Below are 16,828 nucleotides of genomic sequence, written 5' to 3'. Positions count from 1 at the left end.
GACTGGCCAATTTTTCTTTCTGAATGAATGATTTACGAGGAAAGTGGGGCCTTTACCCTCTTGACAGCTTTTCGCTGCAAATCGCAATCGTCTTGCGACCGGCGCAAAAATGCAGGTTCTTCGACTCGCCACGCTCGCTCAGGATCACAGGTTCATGGGAGTTCCGGCAGCGTGGAGTTTCCCGGTACCCTACTTTGCCAGCTCTGCCTTCACCAGTTCGCTGACGAGCTTGCCGTCGGCGCGCAGTGCGGCTGCGGCGATCTTCTGTTGCGCGGCCTTCATGACGGTGCCCATGTCGCGCGGGCCGGGCTTGTTGCCGGTGGCGGCGGCCACCTCGGCGATGGCTGCAACGACGACGGCGCGGACCTCGTCTTCGCCTGCGGCCTGGGGCAGGTAGCCCTCGATCATCGCGATCTCGATGCGCTCTTTCTCGGCGAGCTCCGGGCGGTTGCCTTTGGTGAAGCTCTCCACCGACTCCTTGCGCTGCTTGATCAGGGTGGTCAGTATCTGCGACTCCTCGGCGTCGGTCAGCTCGGCGCGCTTGTCGATGGCCTTGTTCTTGAGCGCGGACTTCACCATGCGGAGGGTCGTCAGCCGGTGCTCTTCCTTTGCTTTCATGGCCGCGATGATGTCGGCGTCGATCTTCTGGGCAATTGCCATGCTGCTGTCTCCGTTCAGGTATGACTCTCCATTTTAGAACGGCGGCCGTTTACCGCCCCATCGCTACAATAGAAGCATGATCCGGAAAACGCGCCTCTTCACCCCTGGGCCAACGCCCCTGCTTCCCGCCGCCCAGTTTGCCATGGCGGCTGCGGATATTCACCATCGCACGCCCGAGTTTCGCGCCCTGTTCACCCGCGTCCTCTCGCAGCTCAAGGACTTCGTTGGCACCTCGACCGGCGACGTCATCGTGCTCTCCAGCTCGGGCACCGGAGCGATGGAGGCCGCCGTCTCGAACCTGACCTCACCCGGCGACCGCGTACTCGTTCTGACGGCTGGCAAGTTCGGCGAACGCTGGACCGCGCTGACCAAGGCCTTCGGCTGCCACGCCGACGTGGTGGAGAAGCCCTATGGACAGACCTTCACGCTCGACGAGGTGAAGGCCGCCCTCAAGCTCGAGACCCGCGCCGTCTTCGTGCAGGCCACCGAGAGCTCGACCGGCGTGCGCCACGACGTGCAGGGCATCGCGAAGCTGCTGAAGGACGAGAAGTCCGAGGCGCTGCTCATCGTCGACGCCATCACCGGACTCGGCACGACGCACCTCGACATGGACGCGTGGGGCATCGACGTTCTGATCGGCGGATCGCAGAAGGCCGTGATGATGCCCCCGGGGCTCAGCTATATCGCCATCAGCCCGCGCGCGTGGGACCGCATGGAGTCGACCTACAACCCGCGCTACTACTTCGACCTGCGCAAGGAGCGCAAAAACGCCGCCAAGGGCGAGAGCGCGTACACGCCTCCCGTGGCGCTGATCGCCGCACTGGGAGCTTCGCTCGACTACATCGCGGGACAAGCTGACGGCAATCTCGCCGAGGGCCGCAAGAAACTGGTGAACAACGCCGAGACCTGCGCCGCGATGACTCGCGCCGCGGCGACGGCACTTGGCTTCAAACTCTTTGCTCCGAAGGGCTACGAAGCTGCTGCCGCAACGGCCATCATGGCTCCCGAGGGAACGGATTCGGGCACGCTGGTGAAGGGCCTGAAGTCGCAGTTCGCCGCTATCGTGACGGACGGACAGGGCGACATGAAGGGCTCGCTGTTCCGCATCGCGCACATCGGCTTCTTCGATTACATGGACACCATCGCCATCATCGGCGCTCTGGAACAGGTGATCGCGAAGGTGAAGACGCCGCTGCCGGGGTTTGAGTTCGGTAAGGGGCTGGTGGCTGCTCAGAAGGTGTTCGTCGAGCACACCTCGAAGTAAGTACCAATGTATGTAGAGCCCGCACCGGTACACTCAGGTGCGGGCTCGTTTTCTGCCATGAAGCCATTCATCCACATTGCCGGAAGCCTTCTCGCGGTGACGCTTCTTATCGTCTCGCCATCCTTTGCCGCTCCCGTCGCGCCCTGTAAGGTGGTGGCGAAGCTTCCACATTCGACGGAGAACTATACCGAGGGCTTCTTCTACCGGGACGGCCACTTCTACGAGGGCACGGGACGCGAGGGGCATTCCTCTCTCATAATCACGGAACCTGCAACAGGCAAGGTGCTTCAGCGTCACGACCTTCCCTCCACGTACTTCGGTGAGGGTATCGTCGATTGGCATGACAATCTGCTGGAGTGGACGTGGCAGTCGCATACCGGCTTCATTCTTGACCGTGTCTCCCTGCGCATCATCGGCCAATTCCACTACGATGGCGAGGGTTGGGGGATGACTCGTACTGCAACGGAGCTGATCACCAGCGATGGCTCAGCCATCCTGCGCTTCCGCAATCCTGATACTTTCGATAAGACGCGGCAGATCGTTGTGCGTGATGGCGACAGACCAGTACAACAGCTCAACGAGCTTGAGTTTGTCGATGGCGAAATTTACGCCAACATCTGGCACTCCGATCGCATCGCGCGTATCTCTCCAAAAGATGGCCGCGTGCTGGGATGGATAGACTGCACTGGCTTGCTTGATGCCAGTCAAAAGATAGATGCTGAGTCCGTACTGAATGGCATTGCTTACGATGCACAGCATCACCGGCTCTTCGTCACAGGCAAACAATGGCCGAATATCTTCGAGATTCGAGTGCCGACCGCACGGTGATTTTTGATTGCTGTGATGTTTTCGTTGAAACTGGAGAAGGCGAATGCTGAGATTCTTCGCTGCGCTCAGAATGACGGTGTTTGGCGGTCTTGCGGCTGTTTGCCTCGCAGGCATTCTGAAGGCTCAGATGCAGGATCCGCGGCCCCTCATCTTCACCTTCGATGTGCAGATCACTCTCTCCGACAAGGCGGCAATGCGGCTGAAGATGCGGAACGAGAGCATCGTGGTTTCTGCGGCCTACTCGGGCGAGCCGAAGAAGGATGCTGAAGGACGCGCCAACGAGATCGGCATGATCGATCTCGGCGTGGAGAGCGTTGAGGTGGTCGGCGCCGAGGGTCTGGTGCGTGTGACCGGCACGAAGATCGACATCAAGCGGCTGGACTGGATCAAGGGGCCGGTGATGCTGAACGTGAATCTGTTTTCGGGAAGACATGCGAGCGCGGACAACATTCTGGCGTGCGACTTCTTTGACGGCAAGCTGAGCAGCGCGGTGCGGAAGACGCCGCAGTTGCATTGCTCGTTGATTGAGGAGCAGGAGAAGACGGAGCACAGGCACTAAGACCGCAGTGCAACCTTGAACCTGAATCCTGCAATCTGGGTACCCCATCTTCGCGACGGCTTCATTGTCGCTAAAGTGGGTTTGCAGGGAGCCTGGTGAGATAAACCGGTTCGAGCTTCGCTCGAATGATCCAGCCGAGTGCACCGCAAAGTAAGAATCGTTAGTTACGCAAGTAGGACGGTAAAGTAACGGATCTAAATTTCTGGTGTTGATACATTTGTTTCTAATCCCCCAAGGCTACTACCTTAGGGGGATTAGAAATTTGTTGCACCATCTTGTCGCGAACTACATAAGATCCCTTTTCCACTATCCAGTATGATATTTCGGCCGATCCCAGGATCATCAGAACAATCAGCCAACGCCGTCCATGAAATAAAAAGGACGGTCCCACATACAATTGCTGCCACAAATAAAGACCGTACGAAATTATCCCGAAATGACAGACCACTCGATTGTTCAGGAGCTTACCGATCAAAGTGTTTGGGTTTGCGATGGAGTAAAGCATGATGTAGGCGAGGAGTATGCCCTCAAGACTTATTCCTACGAGAGCCTGGAAATACGAAGATTGCATGTTCAGCCTCAGAACCGCAACTAATACCAGAAGAGCTGCTAACCCAGATATTTTGCTTGTAGTCAATGCGACAAGTAATGAGCGCCATCGTGGAATGGCCCAGATTAGAGCCAGAACACTCCCAGCGATAATCGTATCGATACGCGTGTGAAACATTCGGAAAACCTGACCGTCAAATGCGAGCCCTGGATAAGAGTTCAACATTATGAGGCGGGAAACCGGCACCACGAGCAACAGAGCTATTCCAACTTTAATCGACTTATCTTTGCCAAGAAAATGCAAAGATACAGGCCAGAAAAGATAGAACTGTTCTTCTAAGCTCAGCGACCAAGTATGCCCTACGAGCCATCCTTGCGACTCTGGGTGGCTAAGAGAATAGGGATAGTAGTTAGAGGTGTAAGTAGCAGCGGAGATCAGACCTCCCCAATTCAGGGGGACCCTATGGTTAATCCACAGGATGGTGATGACAAAGAGATAAAAATAAAAGGGCGGGAAGATGCGAAAACAACGGCGCAAGTAAAAACGCTTTAAGTCTATTCGGCCGGTTTCGAGCCTTTCTTTCAAGAGTAATGTTGTAATGAGATACCCACTGATAACGAAAAACAGGGATACACCCAAATCACCTGCGTCTATTTTCAGGATGGTCGATGCGATGCCAAGATGGGACTTGGCTGCGAACGACTCTACCTTCTCAACAAAGCCAACATGGGCGAAGATCACCAAAAGAACAGCGATTGCCCGAAGGCCGTCAAGACTGGGTATTGACCGCTTGGGCGAGTCCAATGGTTGACCTCTCATCACCGACTGGATTCGGTTTGCTAAAAGATATCCGTGCACGTTGCTGCTAGCTGACACTCATCATAAGCCAGCGAAACTCGACATCGCAATCACCCGTTCCAAGCATGAAAGCCAGGTCCATGCATGAAGCGCGCAGCGCTCCGGCCGGGATGACAATCTCGAAATAGAGAGTCCTTACGTAGTTCTTCGCCTCGAAGTGACGAGATGCCTGCACTTTTACAGCTTCGTTGGCCCGCGACTTGTTACTCTGAGTAGCGACGCCATGCGCCGTTCGACCAAAGTCGCCGCTCCCCTTCTCGCCGCAACAGCTCTCGCGATGATGAGCGGCTGCCGCAAGCCGGAGATGCAGCGCTGCGTCGACGAGAACAATAAGGTCGTCGACGACAGCTTTTGCGCGAACCTTCCGCAGAACAATGGCAATCAGCAGTATCCGAACATGGGCGGAGGTGGTTTTGTGCCCTACGTCCCGCTCTACCACCGCTACTACGGCGGCTGGGGAGGCTATGCGCTCGGCACGCTGGTGGGAGGCGGAAGCACCTCTCCCGTTGAGGGACACAGCTACATCACCTCGCGCGGCGTCCGTACAGGTACCGTCCGCGGCGGCTTCGGGCGGTCGATGTCCTCGGGAAGCCACGGCGGCGGAGCAGGTGAGTAATGGAGCGGCTGCCCATCACCCCACGCGACGCCTGGGAAGACAAGGTGGCTTCCGCCGGCCTGGTGTATCACTCGCCTGCCGGTGAAGGCCCCGGCTCTCCGCAATCAGATCGCCCTTACTGGGACGAGTCCGCATGCTATCGCTTTACCGAGGCCGAGATCGACACGCTGGAGGCGGCGGGAAACACGCTACAGCAGATGTGCCTCAACGCCGCGCAGCACATCATCGACAAGAAGCGCTATGCCGAGCTTGAGATTCCTACGGCTGCTATTCCTGCGATCGAGTGGGCGTGGGAGAACGAGCCTCCCGCCATCTACAGCCGCTTCGACGTGGCATACAACGGCGACGACCCGCCCAAGCTGCTGGAGTACAACGCAGACACACCGACATCGCTGCTTGAGGCGGCGGTCATCCAGTGGGCGTGGCTCGAGGAGCAGTTCCCGAACGCCGACCAGTTCAACTCGATCCACGAAAAGCTGATCGCCAAGTGGCAGGATGTCGCGCCGTACCTCTCGAAGCCGGTCTACTTCGCCGGGCTCGACAACGCGGAAGACCAGTTGACGCTGGCTTACCTCCGCGACACCGCCGAGCAGGCCGGTCTGCCGGCACAGCCGCTGCTGATGGAAGAGATCGGATGGAACGCCGACCGTCAGGCCTTCGTCGACCCGGACGAGCGGCAGATCTTCTCCATCTTCAAGCTGTATCCGTGGGAGATGATGCTCGACGAAGAATTTGGCCCGGCGGCGCTCGAAACATACAAGGACATGCGCTGGATCGAGCCGATATGGAAGATGCTTCTCTCGAACAAGGGCCTGCTGCCGATCCTCTGGGAGCTTTACCCCAACCACGAGCTTCTGCTGAAGTCATGCTTCGAGGGACGCGCCAGCGATGGCTCGTTGCGCGACTACGTTCGCAAGCCGCTGCACTCGCGCGAAGGCGCAAACATCACGGTGGTGCGCAACGGCGTCACCGTAGCCGAGACCGAAGGCCCCTATGCAGGCCCCGCGATCATCCAGGCTCTGGCGCCTGAGGCGTCGTTCGCCGACAACCTGCGCCCCGGAGCCGCCCGCTACCCCGTCGTCGGCCTGTGGATGATCGATCAGGAGTGCTGCGGCATGGGGATTCGCGAGTCCTCGGGCCCGATTACCGACAACCTGAGCTCCTTCGTACCACACTACTTTGAATAGCGTGCGAGTCGCGTCACCCCGTCTGGCGGTGGCAGAGATGACGAGGATTGCGCTTCCCTCTACCACCGGCTTTCGTTACGATTGGGCACTCTGAGATGTACGGCTGAGGAGTGCTCTTATGCTGCGGTTTATCGGCGGTCTGATCCGTCCCTATCGCGGGACGCTGGTGATCATCCTGGTTGCCATGCTGGTCGAGACGCTGATGAGCCTCGCTGCTCCCTGGCCGCTCAAGATCATCCTCGACAACGTCGTTGCCGACAAGAAGATGGCTCCGTGGCTCCACGACATCCTGAGCCCGATGCTGGAGCACAGCGGGCGGCTGCACGTTGCGCTGGTAGCGGCGTGCCTTTACGTTGCGATCTCTGCGCTGGGAGCGCTGGCCTCGTACATCGACAACTACTTCACCGAGAGCGCCGGGCAGTGGGTGGCGCACGACCTGCGCATGAGGATGTACAACCACCTGCAGCGGCTCTCGCTGGGCTACTACAGCACACACCAGACGGGGCCGATCCTCAGCACGCTGACCTCGGACATCTCGACGATCCAGGGCTTCGCCTCGTCGTCCACACTCGACATTCTCGTCGATATGCTCACCATCGTCTCCATGCTGGGGCTGATGTTCTGGCTCAACTGGGACTTCACGCTGATCGCAGTTGCCGTCACGCCGTTTCTGCTGTTCTTCGTCTCGCGTTTCAAGAAGGCCGTGAAAGCCGCGACGCACGAGGTGCGCAAAGAGCAGAGCGCCATCGTCGCCGTGGTGCAGCAGGGGCTGGAGTCGATACAGGCCGTCAAGGCCTTCGGGCAGGAGAAGACCGAGGAAGAGATGCTGCAAACCGTGAGCCAGGCCACGGTAGCCGCCGCTTTGAAGGCGCGCAGCGTCAAAGCCCTTCTGTCGCCTGTGGTGACGGTCGTTGTAGCCCTTTGCACGGCGATTGTGCTGTGGCGCGGAGCCGCGTTGATCCTGGCCGGAACGATGACGGTGGGTTCGCTGACTGTGTATCTCGCCTACCTGAGCCGCTTCTTCAAGCCGGTCAAAGACCTCGCCACGACCACCAACGCCATTGCGCAGGTTACGGTAGGCGTGGAGCGCGTTCGCTCGATCCTCGACACCGACACCGTCATTCCCGAGAAGAGCGATCCCATCGATGCGACGAAGATCAAGGGCGACATCGAGTTGCGCAACGTGGCCTTCGGCTACGATGCCGCGACGCCGATCCTTACCGACGTCTCGTTCCGCATCGGGCCGGGTGAGTTCGTTGGCATCGTAGGGCCAACGGGCGCGGGCAAATCCACCGTCGTCAGCCTGATTCCCCGCTTCTACGACGTGCAGGGCGGTTCTGTGCTGGTCGATGGCATCGACGTGCGCGACTACCGCATTCCATCGCTGCGCGACAACATCGGCTACGTATTGCAGGATACGGTGCTCTTTCACGGCACCATCTACGAGAACATCGCCTTCGGAAATCCGCACGCCACGAAGGACGAGGTGATGGCCGCCGCGAAGCTGGCTAACGCCGACGAGTTCATCGCGAAGATGCCGCTCGGGTACGACACGCCCGTGGGGGAGCGCGGTTCTACACTCTCGGGCGGGCAGCGACAACGCATTGGCATTGCCCGGGTGATGGTGCGCGATAACCCCATCCTGTTGCTGGACGAGCCAACAGCGGCCCTCGATTCCGAATCGGAGAAGCTGGTGATCGACGCCCTGGAGAAACTGATGAAGGGCAAGACAGTGATCGCCATTGCGCATAGGCTGACGACCATCCGTGACGCCGACCAGATCATTGTCATCTCCGGCGGCGTGGTTGCCGAAGACGGATCGCACGCGGAGCTGCTCCAGAAGAACGGAATCTACGCCGATCTCTACCGGACGCAGTTCGATACCGGCGAAAAGGCAGCCGTCTCGTAGAATAGGGATGTACACGAGATTTGTCTGCTTCTCTGCCGGAATGCCACCAGCCTCGGCACAAAGGAACGGTAATGTCGCGCTCGCTCATAGTTTTGCCCGACGATTCGGCGCAACCACTGCTGGATGCGATCAAAGGCGCAAAGTCGTCTCTACGCATCAAGATGTTTGTCTTCTCGGATACCTCGCTGCTGGACGAAGTGCTTGCGGCGCATAAACGCGGTGTCAAGGTGCGCGTGATGCTCAACCCCGAACGCCGCGATGGCAAGAAGGAGAACGGCGAGACGCGTGCCAGACTGAGTGCAGCAGGAGTCGAAGTGCTGGACAGCAATCCCTGCTTTGACGTCACGCACGAGAAGTCGATGGTGGTTGATGACGCCACGGCCTTTATCGAATCGCTCAACTGGGAACAACGCAATCTGACGGAGACACGCGACTACGCCGTCGTTACCTCACACAAGCACGAAGTGGACGAGGTGATGCAGGGCTTCGACGCCGACTGGAACCGCACCGACTTCAAGTCCGGCGAGCACTCCCACCTGATCTGGTGCATCGGCAACGGCCGGCAGCGCATGTGCGAGTTCATCGATAAGGCAAAGCATACTCTGTGGTTGCAGAATGAGCGCTACCAGGACCCCGTCGTCATCGAGCACCTCGTTCGAGCGCACGCGCGTGGGGTGAAGATTCATGTGATGGCGCGCCCTCCGCACAAGCTGAAGAAAGAGAAACTGGTAGAGGGTGTCAGCGGCCTGCGCACCCTCGCCGATCTTGGAGTGCCCATTCACAAACTGAAGCACATCAAACTGCATGGCAAGCTGATGCTGGCCGACGACGCCCGCGCCATCATCGGCTCGATCAACATTGCGCCGGGCAGCTTCGACAGCCGACGCGAGCTGGCAATACAGATTGATGACGATCACTTAATCAAGCGCATCATCAAGACGGTTCATCGCGACTGGGAGAACTCAAGGCCCCTCGACCTTTCGGACGAAGGCCTGCTGAAAGAGTTGGAGAGCTACGACCCTGACGTGGTAGAGGACCTTGGCATCACCACAGACCGCAAATGAAACTTCTGCAAAGAATCGTCGCACAGCAAAAGGGCGCATCCTCGCGCTGTTGTTGATCTGCAACTCTCTTTTCCCCGCCGTATCTTCCTCGTCCACCTTGTCAAAGTAAAATAGGAGTTACATGAAGATCGTTCTCGCTGAAAAAGTCTCCCCCGCCACAGCCGCCATCTTCCAGCAGGAGCCCGGCTGGCAGATCGTTACCGCCGACCAGATTAAGAACGGCCTCGCCGCCGAACTTGCCGACGCCGACGCTCTCGTCGTGCGCTCCGCCGTCCAGGCCGACGCCAAGCTGCTTGAGTCCGCGCCAAAGCTTCGCGTCATCGGTCGCGCCGGCGTGGGCGTCGACAACATCGACACCGACGCGGCTACCCGCAAGGGTATCGTGGTGATGAACACACCCGGAGCCAACGCCATCGCCGTGGCCGAGCTGACGCTGGGCCTGATGGTGGCGCTCGCGCGTTCCATTCCACGCGCCACCGCGACCATGCATGCCGGCAAATGGGAGAAAAAATCGCTGCAAGGACAGGAGCTTCGCGGCAAGACCTTCGGCATCGTGGGCCTGGGCCGCATCGGCCTCGAGGTCGCGCGCCGCGCGCGCAGCTTCGGCATGGAGCTGATCGGCTACGACCCCTTCATCGCGCCTGTGATCGCGCGCGAGAACGACGTCACGCTCGTGCCGATCGACGAGATCTTCCGCCGCTCGGATTATCTAACGTTGCACGTCGGCCTGACGCCGCAGACCGAGGGCCTGATCAACGCCACCTCGCTGGCCATCATGAAGAAGGGCGTGCGCATCATCAACTGCGCGCGCGGCGAGCTGATCGTCGAACAAGCGCTTGCCGACGCGCTGAAGTCCGGCCACGTGGGCGGCGCCGCGCTCGACGTCTTTCACCAGGAGCCGCTTAAGGACTCGCCCTTCTTCGGGCTCGACAACGTCATCCTCTCACCGCACATTGCGGGCTCCACCGATGAGGCGCAGGAGGCCATCGGCATCCAGCTTGCGCGCCAGGTGCGCGACTACCTGAAGCTCGGCGTGGTGCAGAACGCCGTCAATGTGCCCTCGCTCACGCACGAGGAGTACACCGAGATCGCGCCCTACATCGAGATGGCCGACCGTCTCGGGCAGTTCCTCTCGCACGCCACGCCGGGTAATCTTGAGAACATTCAGATCAGCTACTCCGGCCGCCTTGCTGCGGGCAAGACGGACCTCGTTCGCAACGCCGCGCTGGCCGGCGTCTTCGCCGACTCCGACGGCGGCAGCACCGCCAACCGCATCAACGCCGCTTCGGTCGCGGAAGAGCGCGGCATCCGCGTGCAGGAAGACAAGAAGGAGTTCACCACCGGCGGCGCGGGCTCTGTACTCAAGATGATCCTGCACTCCTCCGAGGGCGATGCCTCGGCGTCAGCGACGGTGCTACACGGCACCTCGCCACGCCTGCTGACCTATGACGGCATCGACATCGAGGCGCCGCTCACGGGAACGCTGGTCGCCATCCGCAATCACGACGTGCCCGGAGTGATCGGCCGCATCGGAACGATCCTGGGCGACAACTCGGTGAACATCGCCAACTTCGCCCTGGGCCGCGCCAACGACCCCGCACGCGAAGCAAAATCGCAGCGCGTACCGCAGGGCCAGGCGCTCGCCGTCGTACAGATCGACGTGCCCAACGCGGCAGCCGCCAACGCAGCCATCGAGGCGCTGCGCAAGGTCGAGGCCATCGCCAGCGTTCGCCTGATTGAGCTTGGGAAGCTGTAACCGACGCCTGAAGAGTTAATTTGCATTTAACTGCTCCATCCGTTTATATATGGGCGGAGCAGTTTATTTTATAAATACCAGCAATAACCTCTAACCTACAGGAAGACTAGGCTAATGACGAATGATTCCAGAACCACCCTTTCCACAATTAGCGACGTCGAAAGTGCCATACAGGCAGGTCTCGAAGCTCTGCGTAACGCTCCGTTAAACGATAGGATTACCGCTGCGCTCAGCTTTCTGGCACCGGAGGGCTTTACCCCGGTGATTCAGCTTGAGGAAGACGGCAGAAAAAAGCGCAACACGGCTGCCGCTTCGAACTGGAGCCCGGAGAACGGTGAAATCCTCATCTACTTCGAGCCGGCACCGAATAAAGCATCGACCTCCGCAGGAGCCACGCCGGAGCCGACCTTGACGTCCCAGCAAACTGCATCGCCAGAGGCTCCGCCAGCCTCGCTGAGGTCGACTGGAGTCACTACCGACGAGATCAGGCAGTGCTGCGAGGCGCTGGCCGAAGTGGAGATCGGAAAGCTCTTCGTTGCATTGACCCGGTTTCGCGATAAGGACCTTCCCCGATATCCCTTTGCCTGGGCTGCATCGGCCGACTCACGTCACCGCGTTCTAACGGGCGCGATCGAAAGCGGCGCCATCCTTGTGAATAAAATTCACAATCCAAAGTCGGAACATCAGACGACAACCGTCAAACTGAACCGGAGCGGGCAGATGCGACAGATCGTCTCCGCACGCTTCCACCCGGTTCCCGTCCGAGGTGAGCCGGTATCGGCGACGATCATGCGCGAAAGGGGAAGCCTCTGACGCATTACTTCATCGACTCCAGCGCCCTCGTCAAGCTCTTTGTCGCCGAGGCCGGCTCGGAGTCCATCGTTCAACTTGTGACCGAGGTCGACGATCAGAGGAAGCAGGTCTCTGCGCTTGCCTTGATCGAAGTGAGGTCAGCCATACGGCGGCGTCAGCGGGCGGGAGATATCTCGGATGCTGACGCCGATTCTTCGATTGCAGCCTTGGTTGGCGAGTCCCAGCGCCTCCTCGAGCACCCGGTCACGGCAGCGATCGTGGAACATGCGTCCGCCCTGGTTGATCGTCAAGACCTTCGCGCTCTGGACTCTCTCCAGCTCGCCTCCGCGATCGTCGCAAGAGACTCCATGCGCGGGGATGACAGGCTTCAGTTTGTCACTTCGGACCAGAAGCTCCTCAAGGCCGCGCAGTCAGAGGGCTTCGACGTATGGGACCCGCAGGCCGATACTTAGTTTTGCAGCCGCTTTACATCAGGAAAAGGACCATCTATGCCGCTTTACGAATACGAATGCACCAACTGCCACAAACGCACGGAAAAGATACAGAAGTTCTCAGACCCTGAGATTACCGAGTGCCCGCACTGCAAAGGCCACCTGGAGCGCGTGCTCTCGGCGCCAGCTGTCTCCTTCAAGGGCGGTGGATGGTATGCGGACGGCTATGGCAACGCCAAACCTAAGTCATCCGGCGACTCGAGCGGCAGTGCGGCTTCGCCGTCGGCAAAATCCGAGACGACGAGCACCGCTCCCGCTGCGCCAGCGGCTTCCTCACCCGCACCCGCTGCGGCATCAGCCTCCTCCGCCGCTTCGTCCGGCAAATAGTTACCTTTCTGGAAGAAGCATTTACCGTCGCATGTTATCTGCGCTCAGTGCAGGTGACGCCTGCGTCTCCAGATCACGAGCCACGCAAGAACTCCCATTGCGATCATGCCGATGAGCCGCAGCAGCATCCTCCGCATCCACGTCGGCGTGCGCTCAAGCGAACCGTCCTGCCATGCCGCCTTCACCTGCGTAAGGTCATCGGCGAGTCCCGGTATCGTAATCGCGTTGAGATTGCCGGTTGGCAGCGAGCCGAAGATGCGCTCCGGCGATGGCAGACCTCCGTCAGTGTCTTTCGGTATCGCCGACATCATCGCATTTACTTCCTCATCGCGAGGATCGTCGAACAGCGATGTGTCTGCCGTATTCGGAAACAGCGAGTCGCTGCCCGTCATCTTCTTTTCAATCGCCGCGACGCCATCCTGGCAGACGCCAAGCGGGTAGTAGCCCCCGAAGGGAAGATCGGGACGGCGCAGATGCTGGTGCATGAAGGCTACGACCATCTTGCCGACGAGCCGTGTCACTTCGACAGCATCCTTATCGCGATAGGTGTGCGCGTGGCGGCCCAGCACCCACGCCTGGTCCTGCGTGTCCATGGTGCGGAACTCGCTCTTGCCGTCGATCCCGAAGTACCAGCTGATGTTGGCGTTGATCTTCGGCCCGCGAATCTCCCACTCGTATTCCGCATGACTCACAGGCACCAGCAGCGAACGCTTTGATCCGGGGATCGCAATCTGCGAGTCGACCCAGAACGGCATCATCACCTCCTGCCCCTTGAAGTGGAAGTGGCCGAAGTTGGCGAAGTAGCGCGCATCGTAGACGCTGACGGTATGACCAGATGCCGTAAGGGCTATCACCAGCTCTTCGGGAGTCGAAGCTGTATGAGCGTCGATGGTCGCTGTTACCGGCCTGACGCCATGCAACGCATTCATGCTGAGCCGATTCATCACATCGGCCAGACGCTGGCTCTCGGCATGTAAAGGAGCAAGCGTTGCGTTCGGCCCATCGCCGCGCATGACTCCCGCGCCAAGTTCGCTGACGATGCCTTCGGTCGTAAACCCCGGCAGGGTCGAAGGCTTGCCCAGGTCGACTGTCTCCGCATGCTCCAGCGTGTAGGGCCCAAGATCGATGTACGGCTTCACGCGCTCCGTCGTCGCAGGCGTGTTATCGACAGGAGCGCTCTCCTTCACTCCACCGCTGTGGTCCGGTGTGCCATCGTCTTTTTTAGTAAAGATGCGCCCGGCGATCTTTACCGTCGGATTGATGCCTGCAAGCGTCCAGCCGGGAAAACGATCCAGCCCCTGCCAATCCTTGCCGAGGATCATGTCCTTCAATGTCTTGATCAGGCGCGGCGACATCAGCGCCGGCCCCTGCTTGTTGCCGTTCAACTGTGCGATCAGAGAATCGGTAAAGCCGGGGGTTGCCGAAAGCTCGCGCATCATTCCCGATAGAAGAATTGTGTTTGGCGGTAACGGATCTTCAGGCACCACGTACGGTTCGTCTCCCATGCACCCGGCCAGTGCCAACGATACCACTGCGCCAAGAACGCCCGCACGCAGATACGGCTTCATCATTCGCCCATTAACCTCAAGAGCCGATGTTGCGATTGCTTTTTCAGCAGTTGAACCTGCCGCTACAGCACAGGCGAATCGTCGTGCAGCATCGCCTTGCGGATGACCTTGACCGGCGCAAAGCCCTGGCGCATGAAGTCGTCGTGGAACTGTTGCAGGCTGAAGGCCGCGCCCTGCTTCTTCTTCACGTCTTCGCGCAGCTTCATGATCTCCAGCTTGCCCAGCGTGTAGTAGAGATACGTCGCGTCGGCGGTGCCGCGCTTGGTTTCGACCAGCCCCACCGAGCGTGACTGGTAGCCTTCCTTCACAAAGAAGTCGACCGCCTGATCGATCGTCCACTTGCCGCCCGGTTCACCCAGCCCCGTGTGCAGCTTGATCGAGTTGACGAAGCGCGCGTCGCGCAGAAGAGCGTCCTGCAATTGGCCAAGTTTAATGAGTCTCGCCTCGCGCACCTGCGCCGGCGTGGCGTTCGGAGGCGCGGCGGCGTAGCCCTCGTCGAGCATCATCTCCTCGGTGTAGTGCGCCCAACCCTCGATGTTCGAGTTCGCCCAAACGATCTTCCTCACCTTCGACGGAAACTGGTTCTGAAAGAGGAACTGCACATAGTGGCCGGGATAGGCCTCGTGAATGCTGGTCGAGATGATGGTTCCCACGTTGAAGCTTGCCATGTGCCCGGCAACATGCTCCTGCGACCAGCCTTTTTCCGGTAGTGTGACGTTGAAGTACGCCTTCGTCGATCGCGTCTCGAACGGCCCCGGAGGGTCCATCGAAGCGAAGGTCGTTGCGCGCATGAAGGGCGGCGTCTCCTCGAGCACCGGCTGCACGTCGCTGGGGATCGTGATGATCTTGTGCGCGCGTATGTAGGCAATCAGGGAGTCGAAGGTGCCGTGAAAGGTGTCGAGAAGTTTGTCCGGCGCGGGATGAATGGTCGCCAGCTCGGCCAGCACCTCTAGCGGCGTCTTCGATGGATCGACCTCCTTCGCGATGCGCGCGAACTCCTGCTGGTTGCGGTGCAGGTCGGCCATCGCGATATCGAGAAGACGCGGCAGCGGAACATCGACCATCTCGTCGTAGCTGAGCTTCTTCGCGAACGTCTCCGCTCCCAGCCTATAGTCGCCGTTCGAGCGCGGCAGCAGGTCGGTCTTCATCCACGCGCCATATTCTTTCAACGCGTTGATGACCGCTGCATTCGACGCCGCAAACTCTGCCTTTGCCTTCGTATCGTCGGCCTCGGCGAAGGCAGCCGGAACGTCCTTCTCGAAGAAGCTCACCAGGCCGTCGATCTGCTCGAGTGCAATCTCGGTAAAGATGCGCGGCGGGTTCTTCAGGTTCTTCCGCGCCTCCACGAAGACCCGCGGGATCTGCTTCTCGCGTTCCACGACGGAGCGCAGACGAGCATTCGGCGGAGCGAATGGCCGCTCCATCAGCACGAAGATCGAGTTGGTAACGCCGCTCGAATAGTTGTCGGGGCTCTTCTCCCAATTGCGGATCACCTCAAGCGAAAGCAACTGCGAGCGGATGCTGTTAAGCAGGATCGCCTGGTCGGAGGCGACTGGCGCGTCCATCGCTGACGAATCGATCGCAGCGATCTTTTTCTCGTAAACCTTCAGCGCGACCACCTGCTTTTCAACCGTACCGGCGGAGTAGTTTTCCAACTCGTTGTCGTACTGGTGTAGCCCCATCTGCGTTCCCAGCGTGGGCGAGAAGTGGAAGAGCACGTCGTTGAAATACTGGTCCGCGAGAAAGGTGAAGGTCTGGTTGCCGCCGTCGGCAGAGACTCGTTGCGCAGATGCAGATGTCAGCATGGTTGTCCCAAGAAGTATGGAAGATACGAGGCCGCGAAGTTGCATGGTCGTCACACACAGCAGTGTAAGGCAACTGAGCCGCCGCTGAAATAGTTACCGCGTGATCGGCGTTACACCGTAGCGGTTCATCACCTCGCCGATCGCCGCGACGTCGGGCACGTCTGCATTGAAGTGTTGCGCGATCTCGCGGAAGTATTCGGGCCCCATCATGCCTGGAGTTTGCAGGCACACCATGCGGGCTGTCGTCTCGTGCAGGTTGGCGAAGAAGTGCGGCGTGCCGCGCGGAATCATGATGCGGCCGCCCGGATGCAGCTCGATGACCTCGCCGTCCAGCGTCCACGTCGTGATGCCGTTCATGCCGAGGACGATCTCGTCGTAGTCGCGGTGGATATGCGGCACAACAACGCTGACGACAGGAGGCAGCGTGACCTCATACATCTCAAGCGCGCCGCCGGTCTCGTGGCGCGTCTTCAGAAAAGTCACGCTCATCTCGCCGACCCGGATCGTCTCATGCATGAGCTGCCTCATCGATCAGAATGCGATCATACCGCCGGCTCGCTCGGCGCGCAGCAT

General features: G+C 59.6%; 16 protein-coding genes. 11 read left to right on the top strand and 5 right to left on the bottom strand.

The features are described from left to right. Positions 1–189 precede the first annotated feature (189 nt). Positions 190–660, bottom strand: coding sequence for a GatB/YqeY domain-containing protein (locus tag JSS95_10600; protein ID MBS1800265.1), 471 nt, complete (start codon positions 658–660; stop codon positions 190–192). Positions 661–736: 76 nt separating this feature from the next. On the opposite strand from JSS95_10600, the gene JSS95_10595 reads away from it, so the two are divergent. The 3 genes from JSS95_10595 to JSS95_10585 are packed head-to-tail and all read left to right on the top strand — an operon-like array spanning position 737 to position 3,311. Next, complete coding sequence (locus JSS95_10595) at positions 737–1,924, top strand: alanine--glyoxylate aminotransferase family protein (GenBank protein ID MBS1800264.1); 1,188 nt, start codon at positions 737–739, stop codon at positions 1,922–1,924. 57 nt (positions 1,925–1,981) lie between these two features. Then, positions 1,982–2,752, top strand: coding sequence for a glutaminyl-peptide cyclotransferase (locus tag JSS95_10590; protein MBS1800263.1), 771 nt, complete (start codon positions 1,982–1,984; stop codon positions 2,750–2,752). 43 nt (positions 2,753–2,795) lie between these two features. Next, the gene (locus JSS95_10585) at positions 2,796–3,311 is read left to right on the top strand and encodes a hypothetical protein (protein MBS1800262.1); all 516 of its coding nucleotides are present in this window, start codon (positions 2,796–2,798) and stop codon (positions 3,309–3,311) included. A gap of 223 nt (positions 3,312–3,534) precedes the next feature. Here the strand turns inward: JSS95_10585 and JSS95_10580 are convergent, their stop codons facing one another. Further along, complete coding sequence (locus JSS95_10580; protein MBS1800261.1) at positions 3,535–4,665, bottom strand: acyltransferase; 1,131 nt, start codon at positions 4,663–4,665, stop codon at positions 3,535–3,537. Between the two features lie 277 nt (positions 4,666–4,942). Between JSS95_10580 and JSS95_10575 the strand changes: the two genes are divergently transcribed. The 8 genes from JSS95_10575 (at position 4,943) to JSS95_10540 (ending at position 12,882) form a co-directional block, all read left to right on the top strand. Next, a complete protein-coding gene (locus tag JSS95_10575; GenBank protein ID MBS1800260.1) occupies positions 4,943–5,335 on the top strand; it encodes a hypothetical protein in 393 nt (130 codons plus the stop codon). After that, positions 5,335–6,522 carry a glutathionylspermidine synthase family protein gene (locus JSS95_10570; GenBank protein ID MBS1800259.1) on the top strand — a complete coding sequence of 396 codons (1,188 nt, stop codon included), beginning with the start codon at positions 5,335–5,337 and terminating at the stop codon, positions 6,520–6,522. The genes JSS95_10575 and JSS95_10570 overlap by 1 nt, the downstream gene beginning before the upstream one ends. Before the next feature lie 118 nt (positions 6,523–6,640). Continuing rightward, on the top strand, positions 6,641–8,431 hold the full coding sequence (locus JSS95_10565) for an ABC transporter ATP-binding protein (protein MBS1800258.1): 1,791 nt from the start codon (positions 6,641–6,643) through the stop codon (positions 8,429–8,431). 71 nt (positions 8,432–8,502) lie between these two features. Further along, positions 8,503–9,495, top strand: a complete 993-nt coding sequence (locus JSS95_10560) for a phospholipase (protein ID MBS1800257.1) — start codon at positions 8,503–8,505, stop codon at positions 9,493–9,495. Positions 9,496–9,616: 121 nt separating this feature from the next. After that, the gene (locus JSS95_10555; protein ID MBS1800256.1) at positions 9,617–11,251 is read left to right on the top strand and encodes a phosphoglycerate dehydrogenase; all 1,635 of its coding nucleotides are present in this window, start codon (positions 9,617–9,619) and stop codon (positions 11,249–11,251) included. Positions 11,252–11,365: 114 nt separating this feature from the next. After that, positions 11,366–12,064 (top strand): hypothetical protein, encoded by a 699-nt coding sequence (locus tag JSS95_10550; GenBank protein ID MBS1800255.1) that lies wholly within the window; start codon positions 11,366–11,368, stop codon positions 12,062–12,064. Beyond that, a complete protein-coding gene (locus JSS95_10545; GenBank protein ID MBS1800254.1) occupies positions 12,028–12,516 on the top strand; it encodes a type II toxin-antitoxin system VapC family toxin in 489 nt (162 codons plus the stop codon). The genes JSS95_10550 and JSS95_10545 overlap by 37 nt, the downstream gene beginning before the upstream one ends. A 36-nt stretch (positions 12,517–12,552) precedes the next feature. After that, positions 12,553–12,882, top strand: coding sequence for a zinc ribbon domain-containing protein (locus tag JSS95_10540; protein MBS1800253.1), 330 nt, complete (start codon positions 12,553–12,555; stop codon positions 12,880–12,882). Positions 12,883–12,926: 44 nt separating this feature from the next. Here JSS95_10540 and JSS95_10535 read toward each other — a convergent pair whose 3' ends face one another. The 3 genes from JSS95_10535 to JSS95_10525 form a co-directional block, all read right to left on the bottom strand. Then, complete coding sequence (locus JSS95_10535) at positions 12,927–14,387, bottom strand: hypothetical protein (protein MBS1800252.1); 1,461 nt, start codon at positions 14,385–14,387, stop codon at positions 12,927–12,929. 125 nt (positions 14,388–14,512) lie between these two features. Further along, positions 14,513–16,255 carry a DUF885 domain-containing protein gene (locus JSS95_10530; GenBank protein MBS1800251.1) on the bottom strand — a complete coding sequence of 581 codons (1,743 nt, stop codon included), beginning with the start codon at positions 16,253–16,255 and terminating at the stop codon, positions 14,513–14,515. Between the two features lie 93 nt (positions 16,256–16,348). Then, the gene (locus JSS95_10525; protein ID MBS1800250.1) at positions 16,349–16,771 is read right to left on the bottom strand and encodes a cupin domain-containing protein; all 423 of its coding nucleotides are present in this window, start codon (positions 16,769–16,771) and stop codon (positions 16,349–16,351) included. Positions 16,772–16,828: the final 57 nt, after the last annotated feature.

The sequence above is a fragment of the Acidobacteriota bacterium genome (assembly GCA_018268895.1).
Taxonomy (GTDB): domain Bacteria; phylum Acidobacteriota; class Terriglobia; order Terriglobales; family Acidobacteriaceae; genus Edaphobacter.
This window is presented reverse-complemented; position numbering and strand designations above follow the sequence as displayed.